Origin of the sequence: Enterobacter sp. MALB-1, from assembly GCF_041021625.1 — a bacterium.
Taxonomy (GTDB): Bacteria; Pseudomonadota; Gammaproteobacteria; order Enterobacterales; family Enterobacteriaceae; genus Enterobacter; species Enterobacter oligotrophicus.
In genome coordinates this window covers 152689-173365 of record NZ_JBDPJL010000001.1, presented here as the reverse complement: position 1 = coordinate 173365, position 20677 = coordinate 152689, and the positions used below count along the sequence as shown (strand labels likewise).

Genomic DNA, 20677 nt, shown 5'->3' with positions numbered 1-20677 from the left:
ATGAAAATTCTGGTGATCGGCCCGTCATGGGTGGGCGACATGATGATGTCGCAAAGTCTCTATCGCACGCTCAAGGCGCGCTATCCCCAGGCGATAATCGACGTGATGGCACCTGCATGGTGCCGTCCGTTGTTGTCGCGCATGCCGGAAGTCAACGAGGCGATCCCGATGCCGCTCGGCCACGGGGCGCTGGAAATCGGCGAACGCCGCAAGCTCGGTCATAGCCTGCGCGAGAAGCGCTACGACCGCGCGTATGTCCTGCCTAACTCCTTTAAATCGGCCTTAGTGCCCTTCTTTGCAGGCGTACCGCATCGCACCGGCTGGCGAGGGGAAATGCGTTATGGCCTGCTGAACGACGCACGCGTGCTGGATAAAGACGCCTGGCCGCTGATGGTCGAGCGTTATGTCGCGCTGGCCTACGACAAAGGCGTGATGCGCAGCGCGAAAGACCTGCCGCAGCCGCTGCTGTGGCCGCAGCTACAGGTGCATGAGGGTGAAAAATCCCAGACCTGTAACGCGTTTGGTATTTCGTCCGAACGCCCAATCATCGGGTTCTGCCCTGGCGCAGAATTCGGCCCGGCAAAGCGCTGGCCGCACTATCACTACGCGGAACTGGCGAAACAGCTGATCGACGAAGGCTACCAGGTGGTGCTTTTCGGCTCGGCAAAAGACCACGAGGCGGGCAACGAAATTCTCACCACGCTGAGCAACGAACAGCAGGCCTGGTGTCGCAATCTGGCCGGCGAAACGCAGCTGGAGCAGGCGGTTATTCTGCTTGCCGCCTGTAAAGCCGTGGTCACTAATGACTCCGGTTTGATGCACGTCGCCGCCGCGCTGGACCGCCCACTGGTAGCGCTGTATGGCCCAAGCAGCCCGGATTTCACACCCCCGCTGTCGCATAAAGCGCGCGTGATCCGCCTGATTAGCGGCTACCACAAAGTGCGTAAAGGCGATGCAGCGGAGGGCTACCACCAAAGCCTGATCGACATTACACCGCAACGCGTTCTGGAAGAACTCAACGATCTGCTGTTGAAGGAAGAAGGATAACGGATGCGGGTATTGATCGTTAAAACCTCTTCCATGGGTGATGTTCTGCATACGCTGCCGTCGCTGACGGACGCGATGCAGGCCATTCCCGGCATTCGTTTTGACTGGGTGGTGGAAGAAGGCTTCGCGCAGATCCCCACCTGGCATGCAGCGGTCGACCGCGTGATCCCGGTGGCGATCCGCCGCTGGCGTAAAGCGTGGTTCTCCGCCCCCATTAAAGCCGAGCGCAAAGCCTTTCGTGATGCGGTGCAGGCTCAACATTACGATGCCATCATCGATGCGCAAGGGCTGGTAAAAAGCGCGGCGCTGGTGACGCGTCTGGCGCACGGCGTCAAACACGGCATGGACTGGCAAACCGCCCGCGAACCGCTGGCAAGCCTGTTTTACAACCGCCGCCACCACATCGCTAAGCAGCAGCACGCCGTGGAACGCACCCGCGAGCTGTTTGCAAAAAGCCTCGGTTATGCAAAGCCTGAGACGCAGGGCGATTACGCCATTTCGCAGCATTTCTTGCACGGTTCGCCGCAAGAAAGCTCGCCTTATCTGATTTTCCTTCATGCAACGACCCGTGACGACAAGCACTGGCCGGAAGCACACTGGCGTGAGTTGATCGGCCTGTTGGGCAACGCCGGGCTGCGTATTAAACTGCCGTGGGGCGCACCGCACGAAGAAGCGCGGGCAAAACGTCTGGCCGAAGGGTTTGATTATGTGGACGTCCTGCCGCGCATGAAACTCGACGGCGTGGCGCAAGCGCTGGCTGGCGCAACGGCGGTGGTCTCCGTTGATACGGGGCTAAGCCACCTGACAGCGGCGCTGGATCGCCCTAATATTACGCTTTACGGCCCGACCGATCCGGGTCTTATCGGCGGCTACGGAAAAAATCAATATATCTGCCGCCCGAAACATTCACCGCAGTTGAGCGATCTCAACGCCACTACGGTATTTGCGCAATTAGAGCCTTTGCTGGCAGCAGAGAGAGCCTATGTCTGATTTTTTCTCAGCGGAGCGCCCACCAAAGCGCGTGCTGATTATTAAACTGCGTCACCACGGAGATGTCCTGCTGACCTCGCCGGTGTTTACCGTGCTGAAAAAGAACTGGCCGAACGTTGAAGTCGACGCGCTGGTCTATGACGACACGCAGGCGATGCTGACCAACCACCCGCATATCGACCAGGTGCATACCATTGGTCGCAACTGGCGCAAAAAGGGCTGGTTCGCGCAATTCCGCCTCTACCGTGCGCTGCTGAATACGCTGAAAGGCCGCCATTACGATGTACTGATTAACCTGACTGAACACTGGCACGGTGCACGCCTGGCGCGTCGCCTGAAACCGCGCGTCTCCGTCGGCTTTAAGCCGGATAAACGCGGCGGCCTGGCGCGTCGTCGCTGGGTGAAATCGTTCACTACGCTCTACCCGGCGATTCAGGATAACAGCCGCCATATGGTAGAGGTGAACCTGGACGCCCTGCGCCGGATCGGTATTCACCCGCAGTCCGATGAAGATAAACACACCCTGTTCGTGCCAGGCGATGCGGCAGAAGCCTCTGTCGCGAAGAAACTGGCCGGGTTTGGGCTGCAGAGTAAATCCTATATTCTGGTGCATCCGACCTCGCGCTGGATGTTTAAAGCCTGGGATATCAACAAACTGGCGGCAACTATTGATAACCTGGCGGCTCGCGGCCTGCCGATTATTCTCTCTGCTGCACCGTCAAAAGAAGAGAAGGCGTACATGGATGAGCTGCGCGCCGCGCTCACCCAGCCCGTGTTTGATTTAAGCGGGCAGCTGAACCTGAAAGAACTTGGTGCGCTGATGAAACATGCGCGTGTTTACTTTGGCGTGGATTCCATGCCGATGCACCTCGCGAGCGCCGTCGGTACGCCGACCGTCGCCATCTTTGGCCCAACGGGAGCCATCAAGTGGGCACCGTGGGGGGTGAACTATCGCGTGATCGTTGCCGGATTCACCTGCCAGCCTTGCGGTAAAGCGGGCTGCGGCGATAGCGGTGTTTCCGACTGTATCACCGCAATCACACCGCAGCAGGTGCTGAGCGCCATCGATACGATGCTCCTGGAAACCTCTGCATGAAGCTGGCGATAGTCCGACAGACCTACAACCCTAACGGCGGCGCGGAGCGTTTCGTCTCCCGTGCGCTGAACGTACTGGCGCAGGATACGTCACTGGATGTAACGCTAATTGCCCGCCAGTGGGAAGACGCTTCCGGCTGGAAAACGCTGACGGTGAACCCGCCATTTCGTAACCGCATCGCCCGTGAATCCGGGTTTGCGGTGGAAGCAGCCTCGCATTTCCCGCAGTTCGACATTGTACAAAGCCACGAACGCATTCCGGGTGCGACCATCTTCCGCGCAGGCGATGGCGTGCACGCCACCTGGCTTGAGCAGTATGGTCGTATTCTGTCGCCGCTGGCGCGCTGGGCGCAGTCGCTGAGCCGCTATCATCGCTATATTTTGCAGGCCGAGGCGCAGATGTTTACCCATCCGCAGTTGCGCAAGGTGATCTGCAATTCGAAGATGGTGCGCGATGATATCGCCCGTCGTTTTGCCCTGTCGGATGACAAGTTGACGGTGATCTACAACGGTGTGGATACGGCGCAGTTTAGCCCGGATGTACGTGCGCTTTCTCAGCGTGATGTTTTTGGTATTCCGGCCACGGCTCCGGTGCTGGCGTATGTCGGATCGGGTTTCAGCCGTAAAGGTGTCGCCACCGCGCTACGCGCCATCGTGCCGCATCCTGACGTCTGGCTGCTGGTGGCCGGGCGCGATAAACATGCGCGTAAGTTCGAAAAACTGGCCCAAACGCTGGGTGTGGCATCACGCGTGCGCTTCCTGGGACCGGTTGCCAACGTGCGTGAGGTATACGGCACCGCGGATGCACTGATTCTCCCCACGCTTTACGATCCCTTCCCGAACGTCTGCGTGGAAGCGCTGGCCTGCGGTTTGCCTCTGCTCACCAGCCACGGCTGCGGTGCGGCAGAGTGGATCACCGAAGGTCAAAACGGCTGGGTGTGCGATGCGCTGGATAGCGTGGGCTATCAGCAGGCCATCGCGCACTGGCTGAAAGGCCGTGACGAGGGCGTTAATTATTCAGCCGCCGCACGTGCGACGGCCGAGCCTTACACCCTGGACCGAATGGCCAAAGAGTTGCAGGCGCTTTATCGCGACCTGTTACGCTGAGCCGCGTCGGAAAAGACCTTCTCCATCGCGTCCAGCATACATTCGCGGGTAAAGTGGGTGCTCAGGTAGTCATAACCCTGCTGCGCCAGCGTCTCACGAAGGGCGGCATCGTTGTAGAGTTTCACAATCGCATCGCGCAGTGCGTTTTCATCGCGCTGCGCGATCAAAATACCCGTCTGACCGTCAATGATGGCATCACCCGTCCCACCGGCATCGGTGGCAATGGTGGCGATACGTGAAGCTAATGATTGCAACACCCCCTGCGGCACGCCTTCCATATCGTGAGACGGGCTGAGCGCAATATCAAACGCCGGGAACCAGCGCTCCGGATCGCTCTGGTGTCCCGCCATTACCACGCGCTGCTGTAAACCCAGCGCCACAATTTCCTGCTCCAGCGTCGCTTTATGCGGGCCTTCACCCACAATCGCCAGCTTGATCTGCGGGTTATCTATCGCCGCCAGGGCGCGCAGCAATACGCTGTGGCCCTTGTTGGGGCGAAGATGCGACACCACGCCAAGCCAGAAATCTTCCTGCGATAACCCGCAATGCTCACGCGCTTCGTGCTTGTCGCCTGTGTGGAAACGCTGCGTATCCACACCGCTTGGCACGGAGGTACTCTGGGACATCGGCACGCCAATGTTCGCCACCTGATGGCGCAGCGCTTCGCCGGTGGTCACGATATGTGAGCAAGCCTTACGGAACAGCCAGCGTGTGGTCCAGTTATTACGCGGCACGCCCGACGCATGACGGGTGCGTACCAGTGGAACGGGGTCAGAAAGCGTCAGATTCGCCAGTGCCACCAGCCAGGTATCGGCGGAGTTGTGGCTATTGATAACATCAATCGATTGACGGTTATCGCTCAACCAGTGACGCAGCATTTTCAGATTTTTTAGATTCTTCCGCTTAAGCGGCATCGTGATGACAGTTAATCCCGCGGCACGCGCCAGCGCGTGCAACGGTGCGGTTTCCGGGCAAAGAATGGTGACCTGATGACCACGCTGAATCATCCCTGATGATTCGTTAATAATGCGCAGAGGCTGCCCGCCTTTGCCACCGTCTGCTTCGGTGTGAACAATATGCATACATTTCCTGTCGTTGAACCGGGATATCTGCCCGATTGGCCGATTATATACGTTGCAACCGAGGTAATGCACAAACGGATTAATCTTGCTTACAAACATTACCCTTCTGTAGTTATGGCATCTGTGGTAATTTTCTCAGGCTTTTATTCCGTCGAAAACCAGTGGAATTTACGCACAGCATTGTTAACTAACCGGTATAGACGCCGAAATTCTTAACCAGTACCAAAACTATGACAAATACTCGTAACATCCTGACAGGCCTTTTAGTACTGTCTGTACTGGCTTTATGTTTTATCTGGCCAATCCCTAATGACCAGCTTCCCTTTCACCGCAATGGACTGATTTACCCGAATATTGTGGTCGCACTCGGTCTTTTTTTTAGCTCTCCGGCGGCGAAAAAGGCGCTGAACTTAAACAAAATTAAGTTCGTTCTCATTGTGCTGTGGGTATTAACTTTCTTTATCCTGATTAACGGCTTTTTTGTTGCCCCTGATATAAAAGAAATGGTGTCGACCTGGGATGGTCAGTGGCTACGTCCGGTATTACTTTTCTGTACAGGTCTGGTGTTATTACCGGCCATTCAGGATCGCTATCCGTCTATATCCGCCGCCCGCTTCTTTACGTTAATCGTTCTCTTTTTCTGGGGCGTCGTCTGCATCCATTTGCTCGACAGCGCCTGGCTTTACTGGCGCGACGGCGTGATCCACTGGGGTGAAACGCGGATTGTCTATAACCGCACGCGCATGAGCTTCCAGATCAACATGATTACCGGCTTCCTGCTCGCTGAACTGTTGGCTCGCGGCCTGCTTCATCAGCGTTTCTTACGCCTGAACACACCGTTCCTCGCGTTTATGCTTCTGTGCAACCTTGTCTGCACGGCCTTAGTGGATACCCGCTGGGGCACCATCGGTCTTGTTGGCAGCCTCTTCTCTACTTTTATTCTGCTCAGCATGCATAATATGCGCCGCAGCCGCGTGGTGCTGACCGGGGGTATCCTGCTGGGGATTATTATCGCGTCTGCGCTGCTGGGATATGCCTCCTGGAAAACCGATCCCCGCTGGCAAAGTCTGGAAGATGATGCGGTCACGGGCTGGAACGCGCCGTTTAACAGTTTTTGTTACATCAAACCTCACGGTATCGTCCCGCGTAACGACCTGGGTCGTCCGATGAACCACTCCAATGGCTGTCGCGCCAGTTTCTTCCACCAGGGCTGGAAGCTGGTCGGTGAACACCCGGCGGGAATGGGGCCGCGTAAAGAAGCCTTCCGCTACGTGCTGCGCCGTGATACGCAGGATAAACGTATTAACATCCCGCATAGCCACTATGGTCTGATTGAGTTTGGTATTCAGAACGGGATCGCGGGCATTGCAGGCTGGCTAATTCTGCTGGCGGGTTGCTGGTATATCGGCTGGCGCGAGTTCCGCCATGGCAATACGATGGTGGGCATGTTCCTGCTGCTGTTTACCATCGGTTTCTTCTCCCGAACCATGGTCGACCACAACCTGAAAGATCACTACCTGGAGCAATATATGCTCCTGACCGGGTTACTTGTTGGAATGTGCGCGTTACGCCCCGCTCAACGTAAAGAAGCAACCGCCTGATTGCGTAACCATTGCGCCGATGATAATAAGCATCGGCGCATCGTTATCCGTCAGAACTCTTTTGCCTGTCGGCTGTCGAAATGCCATTGCACGTTACTGTAGAGAACGTTGACCACGCCTCACCGCGTTATATTACGGAGTAAGCATGTCTGGAACGCCTCAATTAAGCCTCGTTGTCGCCGTATATAATGGTGAAAGTTTCCTGAGCGCTTTTTTTGACAGCATTAAGAAACAGAATCTGCCGAGCCTGGAACTGATTATTGTCAATGACGGTTCTACCGACGGCTCCGCAGAAATTATCTCCCGCTACGCCAGTGAATTCAGTGATTTTAAAATCATCGATCAGGCAAATGGCGGTGTCTCAGCAGCCCGTAATACCGGCCTTGCCGTAGCCACGGGCGAGTATGTTGCGTTTCCCGATATTGATGATGTTATCTACCCTGGCATGTACCCGCGTTTGCTGGAAATTGCGCTTGCGGGGCAACTGGACGTCGCAACCTGTAACGGCACGTATATTTACGACGATGGACGCCCATCGAAAAAGATTTTCCCGTCTGACAAACTCGCCTCAACCGGCGTGCTGGATGGCCCAACCTGGCTGCAGATGGCGCTGGAATCACGTAAGTTTCTGCATGTGACCTGGCTGAATATTTATCGCCACGCTTTTATCAAAGCGCAGGGCTTTCGCTTTGAGCACGGCCTGCGTCATCAGGATATTCCATGGACAACCGAAGTGCTGCTGACGGCTAAGCGCGTGCAGTATGTCGATGAAGTCTATTACGATTACCTGATCCACTCCGCGTCCGTCTCCCATACCCCCGGCACGGACGACACGCGTATGCGCTCCTCCCGCCATTACATGAAGATTCTGGAGATGCTGGATGCCATCAACAAGCGCTATCCGGAGCAGGTGAAACGCGTACCGGCGTGCCACTGGCAAATCGCCAAAGAGGGTCTGGGAATACTGCACAGCATTAACAACATTGACGATATGGCGAAAAAACGCGAGATCACCCGTGAGCTTTTTGATCGCGGTATCTGGACCATGATTTGGCAAAACGCGCGCGGTTTGCGCCAGCGGTGGCGTCTGGGACGTCGCTACTTCCGTCTTAAAAATCTCGTCAAATAAGTGTAATTATGAACAAGTTTAAACTGCATGTTGTCTCTCGCCCTGAGTTTATCGCGACGAATTTTGCCGATTGTCAGGAATTAGTTGACCAGAAGATCAACCCGGATGATATTCCTCATCGCTTTTATTGCGGTGGCAGAGGGGTCTGGACATTTCAGACGATGCTCAGTCTGAATTATTACTATAACGGTCAGATTGAATGTTCCTGGGGTACAGAATGTCGCCCGGACGCCATCAACCTTATACATAATGATCATTACGGTTCACGAGTGAAACCATGGGTCGGTGTGACTGTTGTTGCCCGTGCTGATCGCCCCCCCGTTATTGGTGCCGATTACGTTGTCGAACAAAACCCTGAAGTCGCTTCTATTCCGGGTCGTATTTTTATTCCTAACTGGCCACAGCCGGGTGTGAAGCCGCGCGAACGCACCGATGAGACGATCAAAACCGTCGCCTTCTTTGGCCGTGTGGACAGTTTCCCGGACGAGTATCGCGAAGGCAACTTCAGGCAGCGCCTCGCCGAGCAAGGCATCGAACTGCGCATTTCGTTTGATAACTGGACCCATTACCAGGATGTGGACGTGTGTATCAGTTTCCGTAAATCGCACGATCACAAACTGGCCCGTAAACCAGCCAGTAAGCTCATTAATAACTGGCTGGGTAAGACGGTGATGGTTTGCGACGATGAACCTTCTTACCGCGCGATCCGCGAAAGCGAACTGGATTACCTGATCGCCAAAAATCCGGACGAAGCCTTCGAGGCCATCATGCGTCTGAAAAATAACCCTGAACTGTATCGCCAGATGCGTGAGCAGGGTGACAAACGTTTACAGGTCTATTCCCGCGAAGCGGTTGCCGCCCGGTGGTATCGCCTGTTTGAGGACATCTGGCGTAAAGGATTGCACAATCGCCCTACGGTAGTTCGCGCACTGCGCTTTGGCTTTGGTAAAGCCATTCGTCCGCTGACTAAAAAGTTCTGATCGGAATTGAGTCCTTCCATGTTCAAGACATCTGCACCATTCTCATTTTCCCCACGTCGCAATTTACTGCGTACCGTGGGGCTGACGCTGGCGTTCCTGCTGCTGTTTTCGCTATCCGAAATCATCATTCTGCTGAAAGACCACGTCTACCAGCCGAAAGCCGGGGATATCTCGCTGTATCTGATCATCTCCCTGCTGGCTGCGGCCAGCGCCCGCTTCTTCCTGACCCGTTTGCTCCTGGCCGTGACGTTCATCGTTCAGATTTCTGAAGCGGTCTACTACCAGTTTTACGGTCAGTTTTATGGCCCGAGTGAAGTCTGGCTGGCATTTGTCGAAACGAAAGACATTGCCAGCGGCATCACCGATAGCCTGGGATCGCTGGGCATCTATTTCGCCATTATGATTGTGGCTGTCGTGTTTGCACTGGTCTTTACCCGTCGTCTGGCACCGCAATGGCATAAATGGCTGGCGATACCGTGCCTGCTGGCCATCGTGGTGATGTTTGTCGGCCAGTTTTATAAAGCCATCGACGGGCAAATGTACAAATTCAACCCGGATCTGCGCCACTCGCTGCTGCGTAATGGTCTGTCCGCGATGAGTTTCAGCGCCATTCGCCTCATCCCGGAGGCGATATCCGGTGAGAACCAGAATCTGACCCACTACGAGCCTTATCAGGTCAAACCGATCGAGGGAACTCAGGCGGGCAAATATTCCATTATTCTGGCGATTGGTGAGAGCCTTAACCCGCACCACGTCAGCGCACTGGGTTACGAACGTGATACCACACCTGAACTGAACGCGTTGCTGCAGGAGTATCAGGGCACTGGCCGCCTGATCGTCTCCAACGCAGTGTCTACCCGCGTGGCGATTCCGATGCTGGTGAATAATCTGCGCGAGCCGGATAACTACGGTGCTTACAAATCAAAATCCACCAATATCTTCGCCAATGCGAAGAAGCAGGGTTATCAGACCGCCTTTATCTCCGCTCAGGGGCTGGAGGGGCTGAGCAACTGGATTGGTATCCATGACATCGATCTGTGGGAAGATACGCAGATCCGTCCGGCACCAGAAGTGGGTGCTGACGCCATCCGTAGAAAAAGCCACGCTGGACTGGAACAAACCGTTCCTGATGGTGCTGAACAGCCGCGCGCCACATATCCCATACGAGCGTAATATCCCGCAGGGCTTTGCCAAATTCTCTACGCCGCGCCTGAGCGATGACGTAGCGCAGAAGAAGAATGAGTATGACGATGCGGTCCGCCTGTACGACAAAGAACTGGCATCCGCTATCCGCACGGCGATGGCAAAATCCAGACTGCCGGTGCTGGTGTTTATCACTTCAGACCACGGCGAACGCGTAGGTGATAATGGCCTGTTCGGTCACTCCGTGGTGGAAATGCCGATTGCCCAGGTGCCGTTCCTGTACTTCAGTAACGACCCGGCGTACACCATGAAGGCCATTAGCCCGCAGATACCGCTCAACCATTATCAGGTCGCGACGCTAATCAACAAAATGCTGGGCTATGACGTCAGCAATCCTAACCAGAAAGATGACAGCTTCTTCATTACGGGCGGCGATATCCGCGGCCTTTCAGAGCGCGTCACCTACCATCTGAATGCGCTTCCCGAAGCGGAACGTTAATCAGCAGGGCGATAAACGGGCAAGCAATTGCCCGTTTTTTTATCCACGAATGAACGTAACGCAGTCAAATGGACGCCTAAAAACACCAAAGAGATAGCTTTAAACGGCCCAAATGCTTAGAATTTGCCCGCCGAAACTAAAAAAACGGATAATCGCTTGGAATTGTTGTATACCGCCCTGCTCTACATCATTCAGCCACTGGTGTGGCTGCGACTGTTGCTTCGTAGCCGTAAAGCGCCTGCGTACCGTAAACGCTGGGCTGAACGCTATGGCTACTGCCGTAATAAAGTCGCTCCAGACGGTATTTTGCTGCATTCCGTTTCTGTTGGTGAAACGCTGGCGGCGATCCCGCTGGTTCGCGCGCTGCGCCACCGCTATCCATCTCTGCCGATTACCGTCACCACCATGACGCCAACCGGCTCTGAGCGCGTTATGTCCGCGTTCGGTAAAGATGTGCATCACGTTTATCTGCCTTACGATCTTCCCTGCGCCATGAACCGTTTCCTGAATACCGTTCGCCCAAAACTGGTGATCGTAATGGAGACCGAACTGTGGCCGAATATGATTTCCGCCCTGCATGCCCGAAAAATCCCGCTGGTGATTGCCAACGCCCGCCTGTCCGAGCGCTCGGCGAAAGGCTACGGCAAGCTGGGTAAATTTATGCGCCGTCTGATCAGCCAGATCACGCTGATTGCCGCGCAGAATGAAGAAGATGCAGCGCGCTTTGTCTCGCTGGGTCTGAAGCGAAACCAGCTTGCAGTGACGGGAAGCCTGAAGTTTGATATCTCCGTTACGCCTGAACTCGCCGCCCGCGCGATAACGTTGCGTCGCCAGTGGGCACCCCGTCGTCAGGTCTGGATTGCGACCAGCACCCATGACGGTGAAGAAGAGATTATCCTGCAGGCTCACCGTAAGCTGCTGGAGACATTCCCGGATTTACTGCTGATCCTGGTTCCCCGCCATCCGGAGCGTTTTAAAGATGCCCGCGAAATGGTGCAGAAAGGCGGTTTTAGCTTCACCCTGCGCAGCAGCGGTGAGATCCCTTCCGGCAGCACCCAGGTGGTGATTGGCGATACGATGGGCGAGCTAATGCTGTTGTACGGGATTGCCGACCTGGCCTTTGTCGGCGGTAGCCTGGTGGAGCGCGGCGGCCATAACCCGCTGGAGCCAGCCGCCCATGCCATTCCGGTCTTAATGGGTCCACACACGTTTAACTTCAAAGATATCTGCGCTAAATTGCAGCAAGCCGACGGTTTAATTACCGTGACCGACGCGGACTCCGTGGTGAAAGAGGTATCAACCCTCCTGACCGACGAAGATTACCGTCTGTGGTATGGTCGCCATGCCGTCGAAGTGCTGCATCAGAACCAGGGCGCACTGACCCGTCTGCTGCAACTTCTGCAACCTTATCTGCCTCAGCGGAGCCACTAATGTCAACGCGTCTGTCGGTCGTGATGATCGCCAAAAACGCCGCCGACCTGCTTCCGGATTGCCTGGCTTCTGTCGCCTGGGCTGACGAAATTGTCCTGCTTGATTCCGGCAGTACGGACAACACCCTGGACGTTGCCCGTGCAGCAGGCGCAAAGGTTTATACCGATACCGACTGGCAGGGTTATGGCGTCCAGCGCCAGCGCGCGCAACGCTATGCCACCGGTGATTACGTGCTGATGATCGACACTGACGAGCGCATCACGCCGGAACTCCAGCACGCCATTCAGACCGTACTCGCCGCACCTCAGCCCGGCGCGGTCTACAGCATTGCGCGCCGTAATTACTTCCTCGGCCGTTTTATGCGCCACAGCGGCTGGTATCCTGACCGCGTAATGCGTCTGTATGAGCGCGAGCGCTATCAGTACAACGACAATCTGGTCCATGAGTCGCTGGCCTGCGATAACGCTCAGGTGCTCCCCCTGACGGGCGATCTGCTGCACCTGACCTGCCGCGATTTCGCCAGCTTCCAGCGTAAACAGCTCAGCTATGCCACCGCATGGGCGCAGGAACGCCACCAGCGCGGCAAGAAGGCTACGCTGGCCGGTATTTTCACCCACACACTGGGGGCGTTTCTGAAAACGTTGCTGCTGCGTGGTGGCGTGCTGGACGGTAAACAGGGCTGGTTACTGGCGGTGGTGAATGCCCAGTATACTTTCAACAAATACACCGAGCTGTGGGCGCTCTGCCGCGGCTACTCAGAGAAAACGTGAGCCATGAGCACAAAAGCGATTTATCCGGGTACATTCGATCCGATCACCAACGGTCATCTTGATATCATCACGCGGGCGGCGTGCATGTTCGACAAGGTGATCCTGGCGATTGCCGCCAGCCCCAGTAAGAAGCCGATGTTCGATCTTAATGAGCGCGTTCAGCTTGCCACCGACGCCATTGCGCATCTGCCGAACGTTGAGGTGATGGGGTTCAGCGACCTGATGGCTAATTTCGCCCGCGCTCAGCAGGCCAATATCCTGATCCGCGGTTTGCGTGCCGTTGCTGACTTCGAGTATGAGATGCAGCTAGCGCACATGAACCGCCATCTGATGCCGGAGCTGGAGAGCGTTTTCCTGATGCCGTCAAAAGAGTGGTCGTTTATCTCCTCAACGCTGGTGAAAGAGGTGGCGCGTCATCAAGGGGACGTCACCCATTTCCTGCCGGTGAACGTTCACCAGGCGTTGATGGAAAAGTTGAAGTAGCGCTATTTCTGGCACTGACGGCAATAGAATGTGGCACGCTGAGCGTGCTTCGTTGCAATAATCGGCGTACCACACACTCTGCACGGCTCACCTTTGCGACCATACACCTGCAGCTCCTGCGCAAAATAACCCGGCTTACCGTCGCTTTGCAGGAAATCTTTCAGCGTGGTGCCGCCCTGCTCAATGGATCGCAGCAGTACCGCTTTAATCACCCTGACCAGCAGCGCGCACTCTTGTGCTGACAATGACGATGCCAGCCGATCGGGATGGACCCCGGCAGCAAACAGCGATTCACTGGCATAGATGTTCCCGACACCCACCACCAGCTTGTTATCCATTAGCCAGGGTTTGATCGGGCTTTTCTTCTTCGCGCACTTCTCTTTCAGGTATTCCGCGTTAAAAGCATCGGAGAGCGGCTCAGGCCCGAGATGCGCCAGCACGTTGTGTCCTTCCAGCTCTTTGGTCCACAACCATGCACCAAAGCGTCGTGGATCGGTGTAGCGCAGCACTTTGCCATTGCTCATCACCAGGTCAACGTGGTCGTGCTTTTCAGCAGGCAGTTCTTCGGTAAGGATGCGCAGGCTCCCGGACATCCCCAGGTGAATGATGATCCAGCCGTCGGGCAGTTCCAGCAGCAGATATTTAGCACGGCGCTGCACGCTGAGCACCGGTTTGTCGCTGAGCGCATGGATCTCATCGGACACCGGCCAGCGGAGACGCCCATTACGAACGACAGCGTGGAGAATCGTCGCGCCGACCAGATGGGGCTCAATGCCGCGGCGGCTGGTTTCTACCTCAGGTAATTCAGGCATGGTTCCTCCGTTGAGATGCAGAATGCAAAAAACCCCGCAGTTGCGGGGTTTTTCAATACAAGGAGACTAAAATTATTTGATTTTAGCTTCTTTGTACAGTACGTGCTGGCGTACAACTGGATCGAATTTTTTCAGTTCCAGTTTTTCCGGCTTAGTACGTTTGTTCTTCGTGGTGGTGTAGAAGTGACCTGTACCAGCAGAAGAAACCAGCTTGATTTTCTCGCGAATACCTTTAGCCATGATTTATTTCCTCTTTAAGTACTTAGTACTTTTCGCCACGGGCACGCAGTTCGGACAGAACTGTATCGATGCCTTTCTTATCAATTACACGCATACCTTTAGCAGATACACGCAGGGTGACAAAACGCTTCTCGCTCTCAACCCAAAAACGGTGAGAGTGCAGGTTCGGCAGGAAACGGCGTTTAGTCGCGTTCAGTGCGTGGGAACGGTTGTTACCGGTCACCGGACGCTTGCCAGTAACTTGGCAGACTCGGGACATGTCTATTCTCCAAAAATCAAATTAGCTCGAGCTTCGTATGGGGTATCGGCGCCTCGTCAGGCTTTACAGCCCGGTCATCGCAGTTCTAAGTGAACTCTCGATTGCCAGGCCCAAATGCCAAACCCGAGATTCTCAAAGGTGGCGTAGTATACGCTGACTCGGCGGTGTGCTCAAGTCCCGAACAGACAAAGATCCCGATGGATCGCGTGAAATGGTCTAAATCCAACCATGTTCTGCAAAAGAAATATACTCTCCGCGGCCAATTATCAGATGGTCCAGTACACGAATGTCCATGAATTGACAGCATTTGATAATACGTTTGGTGATTTCTTTATCAGCTCTGCTCGGTTCTGCACAGCCAGAGGGGTGATTATGCGCGAGGATCACGCCGGCTGCATTCACTTTTATCGCTTCCCGCACAATTTCACGCGGATGGACCTCCACATGGCTTAATGTCCCCGAAAACAGGCAGCAATGCTTGAGCACCCGGTTTTTGTTATCAAGAAAGATCGCCATAAAGATCTCCCGCTCCGCATCTGCCAGCTGGCTTTGCAGAAATTCTCGCGTCATTTCAGGTGTGAGTAACGTGTCCCCCTCCAGCATACGGACGTTATAAAAACGTCGGGCAAGCTCGGCGATGCCCCTCAGTTGCGCATACTTCGCCACGCCAATGCCCTCTACGTGCTTGAACTCAGCCAGATCTGCGGTCAACAAACCATATAGCGAGCCAAAATGTTGTATCAGCTCACGCGCCAGCGTAAACACCGTTTTCCCTGTTGTTCCGGTACGCAAAAAAAGCGCCAGCAGCTCGTCGTCGTTTAACGATGTGATGCCAAACTGCAGCAATTTTTCGCGCGGTAACATCTGTGTTGCCTCTTCCATGCTCAACCTCCTTAATGCTTGCTACCATGCTGCCATAGCCGTCCCCTGACGCTCGACGCCCCTGTATCATTCTTGCGTAACGCCTCGCAAAGTAACCGCAGGACAAAATCACTCCGTTTTTTGGATTGTGATAAAATGCCCGCTCTCTGGTGAAACCCAACAGGAAAGAATCATGATGAGCCTGGCCGGTAAAAAAATCGTTCTTGGCGTGAGCGGCGGTATTGCTGCCTATAAAACGCCAGATCTGGTGCGTCGTCTGCGCGAGCGTGGGGCCGACGTGCGGGTCGCGATAACCGAAGGCGGTAAAGCCTTTATCACCCCGCTGAGCCTGCAGGCCGTTTCGGGATACCCGGTATCTGACAGCCTGCTTGACCCGGCCGCTGAAGCCGCGATGGGCCATATTGAGCTTGGGAAATGGGCGGATCTGGTTATCCTCGCCCCCGCCACGGCAGATTTAATTGCCCGCGTGGCGGCCGGGATGGCGAACGATCTGGTCTCGACGATTTGCCTGGCTACGCCTGCCCCCGTTGCCGTCGTGCCCGCCATGAACCAGCAGATGTACCGCAACGCCGCCACTCAGCATAATCTGGAGACGCTGGCTTCGCGTGGCCTGCTGATCTGGGGGCCGGACAGCGGCAGCCAGGCGTGTGGAGATGTTGGACCTGGCCGTATGCTTGACCCGTTGACGATCGTTGATATGGCCGCGACCCATTTTTCGCCTGTCAACGATCTGCAACATCTCAATATCATGATTACCGCGGGCCCCACGCGCGAGCCGCTGGACCCGGTGCGGTACATCACCAACCACAGCTCCGGCAAAATGGGCTTTGCCATTGCTGCTGCTGCGGCAAAACGTGGCGCGAACGTCACGCTGGTGAGCGGCCCGGTTTCGTTGTCTACGCCACCGTTTGTGCAGCGCATTAATGTCACCACCGCGCTGGAGATGGAAGCCGCTGTGCAGGCTCATGCGCAAAGCCAGCACATTTTTATTGGCTGTGCGGCCGTGGCTGATTATCGTGCAGAGACGATTTCTGACGCCAAAATTAAAAAGCAAGGCGATGAATTAACACTAAAAATGCTGAAAAACCCGGATATCGTTGCCGGTGTCGCCGCACTGAAAAGCCATCGACCTTACGTTGTTGGGTTTGCCGCAGAAACAAATAATGTGGAAGAATATGCCCGGCAAAAACGTACCCGCAAAAACCTCGATTTGATTTGCGCGAACGACGTATCGCTGGCCACGCAAGGATTTAACAGCGACAGCAACGCACTGCACCTTTTCTGGCAGGATGGAGATAAAGTCTTACCGCTTGCGCGCAAGGAACTCCTGGGCCAACAATTACTGGACGAGATCGTTACCCGTTATGATGAAAAAAATCGACGTTAAGATTCTGGACCCGCGCGTTGGCGAGCAATTCCCGCTGCCAACGTATGCCACCTCCGGCTCTGCCGGTCTTGACCTGCGCGCCTGTCTCGATGACGCCGTAGAACTGGCACCGGGCGCAACCACCCTGATCCCGACTGGCCTGGCAATTCACATCGCTGACCCGTCACTGGCGGCAGTGATCCTGCCACGCTCTGGCCTGGGCCATAAGCATGGCGTCGTGCTGGGTAACCTGGTCGGCCTGATCGACTCCGACTATCAGGGGCAGTTGATGGTATCCGTCTGGAACCGTGGTCAGGACAGCTTTACCATCGAACCGGGCGAACGTATCGCGCAGATGGTGTTTGTACCCGTAGTGCAGGCAGAATTTAACCTGGTGGCAGACTTTGATGCCACCGACCGTGGCGAAGGCGGCTTCGGCCATTCCGGGCGTAAATAATCGCCCGATAGACACGCATCTCACAGCGCCATAATGCAATAACAAACCGCAAACGCCCGTTTGCGGTCGCTGTGTGGATGCCAGCCTGGCAAGTGCTTATTTTCAGGGGTATTTTGTAACATGGCAGAAAAACAAACCGCGAAAAGGAACCGTCGCGAAGAAATACTTCAGTCTCTGGCTCTGATGCTTGAATCCAGCGATGGCAGCCAACGCATCACTACCGCAAAACTGGCGGCCTCCGTAGGCGTGTCCGAGGCGGCGTTGTATCGTCATTTCCCAAGCAAAACGCGGATGTTCGATAGCCTGATTGAGTTTATTGAAGACAGCCTGATCACACGCATCAACCTGATTCTGAAAGACGAAAAGGACACCACCGCTCGTCTGCGTCTGATTGTGCTGTTAATTCTGGGTTTTGGTGAACGCAATCCGGGTTTAACCCGTATCCTGACCGGTCACGCGCTGATGTTTGAGCAGGACAGACTGCAGGGCCGAATTAACCAGCTTTTTGAGCGTATTGAAGCGCAGTTGCGCCAGGTACTGCGCGAGAAGAAAATGCGTGAAGGCGAAGGTTATGTCACTGACGAAACGCTGCTGGCAAGCCAGATCCTGGCGTTTTGCGAAGGGATGCTTTCCCGCTTTGTGCGTAGCGAATTCAAATACCGTCCAACGGACGATTTTGACGCCCGCTGGCCGTTAGTGGCTGCTCAGTTGCAGTAATACGGTTACCCGCCTTATCCGGCCTACGGGTGACGTAGGCCCGGTAAGCGCAGCGCCACCGGGCAGTAATCTTACACGCCAAACTCTTCGCGATACTTACGCACCGCAGCGAGATGGTCCGCCATTTCAGGCTTCTCTTCCAGATACGCAATCAGGTCTTTCAGAGTGATAATTGACGTCACTTTACAGCCGTAATCGCGCTCCACTTCCTGAATGGCGGAGATTTCGCCGCGTCCAAGTTCCTGACGATCCAGAGAAATCAGCACGCCAGCGAGCGTAGCGCCATTAGCCTGGATAATCTCCATCGATTCGCGAATCGCCGTACCTGCGGTAATCACATCATCCACCAGCATGACGCGGCCCTGCAGTGCGCTGCCCACCAGGTTGCCGCCTTCACCGTGAGTTTTAGCCTCTTTACGATTGAAGCAGTACGGTACATCGCGGTCATGGTGTTCCGCCAGCGCTACCGCGGTGGTAGTCGCAATCGGAATCCCTTTGTAGGCCGGGCCGAACAGCAGGTCGAAATCAATCCCGGAATCCACCAGCGCTTCGGCATAGAAACGGCCTAACAGTGCCAGATCGCGCCCGGTATTAAACAGCCCGGCGTTGAAGAAATAAGGGCTCTTACGCCCGGATTTCAGCGTAAACTCGCCAAACTTAAGTACCTGCTTGTTAAGCGCAAACTCAATAAACTGGCGCTGATACGATTTCATGGATTCGCTCCTTTGGTTTTTTCTGTCTTACAGGCAAAAAAAAGGCGACTCATTGGTCGCCTGTAAAATCAATTTTCTAACGCCGCCTTCTGCGTCGTTACAATGGATTCGATTCCCCCTCGGGCCAACGCCAGCAAGGTAAGAAGCTCTTCATGGGTGAACGGCTCGCCTTCTGCCGTGCCCTGCACTTCGATAATGCGACCATCTTCGGTCATCACCACGTTCATGTCGGTTTCGGCGGCGGAGTCTTCCACGTATTCCAGGTCGCAAAGCGCTTCGCCGTTCACGATACCCACGGAGACCGCGGCAACCATTCCTTTCATCGGGTTGGTTTTCAGCTTACCGGCAGCAACCAGCTTGTTCAGGGCATCCGCCAGCGCAACGCAAGCGCCGGTGATTGATGCCGTGCGCGTACCGCCATCGGCCTGGATCACGTCGCAGTCGAGAGTGATAGTGAATTCACCGAGCGTTTTCAGGTCAACAGCGGCGCGCAGCGCACGCGCGATAAGACGCTGGATCTCCATGGTACGACCGCCCTGCTTACCCTTCGCCGCTTCACGGGCGTTACGGGTATGGGTCGCACGTGGGAGCATGCCGTATTCGGCAGTGATCCAGCCCTGGCCCTGGCCTTTCAGGAAACGTGGAACGCCTTCTTCAATAGAGGCGGTGCACAGCACTTTGGTGTCACCAAACTCAACCAGCACGGAGCCTTCAGCGTGTTTTGTATAGTTACGGGTCAGGGTGACGGGACGCACCTGATTGGCGCTACGACCTGCTGGACGCATGATGAATTCTCCGGCTTGAAACGAATGTGGCTGCGCATTATACGGATAAAGGATGCTTATTCCTATCCTGAGAAGCCCCCGAAAGCTATAATCCCCCCATCTCTCCTTTAAAAACGGGAATATCTATGATCCGCAGTATGACCGCCTACGCCCGGCGTGAAATCAAAGGTAGCTGGGGTAGCGCTACCTGGGAAATGCGCTCGGTAAACCAGCGCTATCTGGAAACGTATTTCCGCATGCCGGAGCAATTCCGCAGCCTGGAGCCGGTTGTGCGTGAGCGTATCCGTACTCGCCTGACGCGCGGAAAAGTAGAATGTAACCTGCGCTTTGAGCCTGATGCCAGTGCGCAGGGCGAGCTGATCCTCAACGAAAAGCTGGCGAAACAGCTGGTTAATGCGGCGAACTGGGTCAAAATGCAGAGCGATGAAGGTGAAATCAACCCGGTTGATATCCTGCGCTGGCCTGGTGTAATGGCTGCCGGGGAGCAGGATCTGGACGCGATTGCTGCTGAAATTCTTGCTGCGCTCGACAGCACGCTGGATGATTTTATCATTGCCCGCGAAACAGAGGGCCAGGCGCTGAAGGCTATGATTGAACAGCGCCTTGAAGGTGTAAGCACCGAAGTCGCGAAAGTTCGCGCCCATATGCCAGAAGTGCTGCAATGGCAGCGCGAGCGTCTGGTCGCCAAACTGGAAGAAGCGGAAGTTCAGCTGGAAAATAACCGTCTGGAACAAGAGCTGGTGCTGATGGCGCAGCGTGTCGACGTGGCCGAAGAGTTGGATCGTCTGGAAGCGCACGTCAAAGAGACCTATAACATCCTGAAGAAGAAAGAAGCCGTAGGCCGTCGCCTCGACTTTATGATGCAGGAGTTCAATCGCGAGTCAAACACCCTGGCGTCTAAATCGATTAATGCTGAAGTGACCAATTCCGCCATTGAGTTGAAGGTACTTATCGAGCAGATGCGTGAGCAGATTCAGAATATTGAGTAACAATTAGCAAGATAAGTTTACGAATAAATGGTCCCTTCAGGGACCATTTTTTATCGGATTATGGCAGGAATGTAATCTGTCTTCTGTCGCATCAGAACAT

General features: G+C 55.2%; 21 protein-coding genes and 1 pseudogene. 15 read left to right on the top strand and 7 right to left on the bottom strand.

The genetic code is table 11. The features are described 5' to 3' along the window. From rfaF to ABGB15_RS00810, 4 genes are read left to right on the top strand one after another with little or no spacing between them, the layout of a single operon-like run. Window positions 1-1047, top strand: coding sequence for an ADP-heptose--LPS heptosyltransferase RfaF (gene rfaF, locus ABGB15_RS00825; protein WP_152082702.1), 1047 nt, complete (start codon window positions 1-3; stop codon window positions 1045-1047). Between the two features lie 3 nt (window positions 1048-1050). Further along, complete coding sequence (rfaC, locus tag ABGB15_RS00820; protein WP_215723063.1) at window positions 1051-2037, top strand: lipopolysaccharide heptosyltransferase RfaC; 987 nt, start codon at window positions 1051-1053, stop codon at window positions 2035-2037. Next, on the top strand, window positions 2030-3133 hold the full coding sequence (gene rfaQ / locus ABGB15_RS00815; RefSeq protein ID WP_215723064.1) for a putative lipopolysaccharide heptosyltransferase III: 1104 nt from the start codon (window positions 2030-2032) through the stop codon (window positions 3131-3133). The genes rfaC and rfaQ overlap by 8 nt, the downstream gene beginning before the upstream one ends. Continuing rightward, the gene (locus ABGB15_RS00810; RefSeq protein ID WP_215723065.1) at window positions 3130-4239 is read left to right on the top strand and encodes a glycosyltransferase family 4 protein; all 1110 of its coding nucleotides are present in this window, start codon (window positions 3130-3132) and stop codon (window positions 4237-4239) included. The genes rfaQ and ABGB15_RS00810 overlap by 4 nt, the downstream gene beginning before the upstream one ends. On the opposite strand, the gene ABGB15_RS00805 is transcribed toward ABGB15_RS00810, so the two are convergent. Beyond that, complete coding sequence (locus tag ABGB15_RS00805) at window positions 4218-5321, bottom strand: glycosyltransferase family 4 protein (protein ID WP_215723066.1); 1104 nt, start codon at window positions 5319-5321, stop codon at window positions 4218-4220. The genes ABGB15_RS00810 and ABGB15_RS00805 overlap by 22 nt on opposite strands. Before the next feature lie 230 nt (window positions 5322-5551). On the opposite strand from ABGB15_RS00805, the gene ABGB15_RS00800 reads away from it, so the two are divergent. The 7 genes and pseudogenes from ABGB15_RS00800 (at window position 5552) to coaD (ending at window position 13357) form a co-directional block, all read left to right on the top strand. After that, window positions 5552-6922, top strand: coding sequence for an O-antigen ligase (locus ABGB15_RS00800; RefSeq protein ID WP_215723067.1), 1371 nt, complete (start codon window positions 5552-5554; stop codon window positions 6920-6922). 145 nt (window positions 6923-7067) lie between these two features. After that, window positions 7068-8051 (top strand): glycosyltransferase, encoded by a 984-nt coding sequence (locus tag ABGB15_RS00795; protein WP_215723068.1) that lies wholly within the window; start codon window positions 7068-7070, stop codon window positions 8049-8051. 8 nt (window positions 8052-8059) lie between these two features. Next, on the top strand, window positions 8060-9031 hold the full coding sequence (locus ABGB15_RS00790; RefSeq protein ID WP_215723069.1) for a glycosyltransferase family 1 protein: 972 nt from the start codon (window positions 8060-8062) through the stop codon (window positions 9029-9031). Window positions 9032-9049: 18 nt separating this feature from the next. Continuing rightward, window positions 9050-10673, top strand: a pseudogene (locus ABGB15_RS00785) (sulfatase-like hydrolase/transferase). Window positions 10674-10829: 156 nt separating this feature from the next. Next, window positions 10830-12104, top strand: coding sequence for a lipid IV(A) 3-deoxy-D-manno-octulosonic acid transferase (gene waaA / locus ABGB15_RS00780; RefSeq protein WP_215723070.1), 1275 nt, complete (start codon window positions 10830-10832; stop codon window positions 12102-12104). Continuing rightward, a complete protein-coding gene (locus ABGB15_RS00775) occupies window positions 12104-12874 on the top strand; it encodes a glycosyltransferase family 2 protein (protein ID WP_215723071.1) in 771 nt (256 codons plus the stop codon). Before waaA ends, ABGB15_RS00775 begins: the two co-directional genes overlap by 1 nt. A gap of 3 nt (window positions 12875-12877) precedes the next feature. After that, the gene (gene coaD, locus ABGB15_RS00770; protein ID WP_215723072.1) at window positions 12878-13357 is read left to right on the top strand and encodes a pantetheine-phosphate adenylyltransferase; all 480 of its coding nucleotides are present in this window, start codon (window positions 12878-12880) and stop codon (window positions 13355-13357) included. Window positions 13358-13359: 2 nt separating this feature from the next. Here coaD and mutM read toward each other — a convergent pair whose 3' ends face one another. The 4 genes from mutM to radC form a co-directional block, all read right to left on the bottom strand. Further along, window positions 13360-14169 (bottom strand): bifunctional DNA-formamidopyrimidine glycosylase/DNA-(apurinic or apyrimidinic site) lyase, encoded by an 810-nt coding sequence (mutM, locus tag ABGB15_RS00765; RefSeq protein ID WP_152082714.1) that lies wholly within the window; start codon window positions 14167-14169, stop codon window positions 13360-13362. A gap of 72 nt (window positions 14170-14241) precedes the next feature. Continuing rightward, complete coding sequence (gene rpmG / locus ABGB15_RS00760; protein WP_003024094.1) at window positions 14242-14409, bottom strand: 50S ribosomal protein L33; 168 nt, start codon at window positions 14407-14409, stop codon at window positions 14242-14244. Window positions 14410-14431: 22 nt separating this feature from the next. Further along, window positions 14432-14668 carry a 50S ribosomal protein L28 gene (gene rpmB / locus ABGB15_RS00755; RefSeq protein ID WP_002436699.1) on the bottom strand — a complete coding sequence of 79 codons (237 nt, stop codon included), beginning with the start codon at window positions 14666-14668 and terminating at the stop codon, window positions 14432-14434. Between the two features lie 216 nt (window positions 14669-14884). Beyond that, a complete protein-coding gene (gene radC, locus ABGB15_RS00750) occupies window positions 14885-15550 on the bottom strand; it encodes a DNA repair protein RadC (protein ID WP_215723073.1) in 666 nt (221 codons plus the stop codon). A gap of 175 nt (window positions 15551-15725) precedes the next feature. On the opposite strand from radC, the gene coaBC reads away from it, so the two are divergent. From coaBC to slmA, 3 genes are all read left to right on the top strand, one after another. Continuing rightward, window positions 15726-16937, top strand: a complete 1212-nt coding sequence (coaBC, locus tag ABGB15_RS00745; RefSeq protein ID WP_215723116.1) for a bifunctional phosphopantothenoylcysteine decarboxylase/phosphopantothenate--cysteine ligase CoaBC — start codon at window positions 15726-15728, stop codon at window positions 16935-16937. Then, complete coding sequence (dut, locus tag ABGB15_RS00740; protein ID WP_015570042.1) at window positions 16915-17373, top strand: dUTP diphosphatase; 459 nt, start codon at window positions 16915-16917, stop codon at window positions 17371-17373. The genes coaBC and dut overlap by 23 nt, the downstream gene beginning before the upstream one ends. Before the next feature lie 120 nt (window positions 17374-17493). Next, entirely contained in the window at window positions 17494-18090 is a 597-nt protein-coding gene (gene slmA, locus ABGB15_RS00735) for a nucleoid occlusion factor SlmA (protein ID WP_152082716.1), read from the top strand. 71 nt (window positions 18091-18161) lie between these two features. Here the strand turns inward: slmA and pyrE are convergent, their stop codons facing one another. Next, window positions 18162-18803: an orotate phosphoribosyltransferase gene (gene pyrE / locus ABGB15_RS00730; RefSeq protein WP_369064092.1), complete on the bottom strand. Its 642-nt coding sequence runs from the start codon at window positions 18801-18803 to the stop codon at window positions 18162-18164. A 68-nt stretch (window positions 18804-18871) separates the two neighbouring features. Beyond that, window positions 18872-19588: a ribonuclease PH gene (gene rph, locus ABGB15_RS00725; protein WP_013094888.1), complete on the bottom strand. Its 717-nt coding sequence runs from the start codon at window positions 19586-19588 to the stop codon at window positions 18872-18874. A gap of 125 nt (window positions 19589-19713) precedes the next feature. Between rph and ABGB15_RS00720 the strand changes: the two genes are divergently transcribed. Beyond that, complete coding sequence (locus ABGB15_RS00720; RefSeq protein WP_215723074.1) at window positions 19714-20577, top strand: YicC/YloC family endoribonuclease; 864 nt, start codon at window positions 19714-19716, stop codon at window positions 20575-20577. Window positions 20578-20677: the final 100 nt, after the last annotated feature.